The following is a 251-nucleotide window of genomic DNA, read 5'->3' as shown; positions in this document are numbered from 1 at the left end:
GGCCATCCAGGTCATCACGTTGGCGCCGGCGGCGCTCAGGCGCTGGAGGGCAACGTGGTGCGCTTCCACCGACACCGCGCCACATGCATCGGTAATGACGGGGACATCCCAGCCCTCGCCGAGCGCCTGGATGACCGGCATCGCCACGCAGATCTCGGTCCACAGACCGGCGATGCTCAGCTGCTTGCGGCCAGTGGCCTTGACCGCATCCACCACGGCCTTGTCCTGCCAGGTGTTGATCAGGGTGCGGT

1 protein-coding gene is annotated in these 251 nt (G+C 67.3%); it reads right to left on the bottom strand.

Going from position 1 to position 251, the window contains the following annotated elements; translation table 11 throughout:
• Nucleotides 1-251, bottom strand: a 251-nt coding sequence (locus ACQG3P_RS20960) for an isochorismatase family protein (RefSeq protein ID WP_426806131.1), incomplete at both ends; no start/stop codon positions are given.

The organism is Stenotrophomonas sp. SrG (assembly GCF_050031795.1).
Classification (GTDB): domain Bacteria; phylum Pseudomonadota; class Gammaproteobacteria; order Xanthomonadales; family Xanthomonadaceae; genus Stenotrophomonas; species Stenotrophomonas rhizophila_A.
This window is presented reverse-complemented; position numbering and strand designations above follow the sequence as displayed.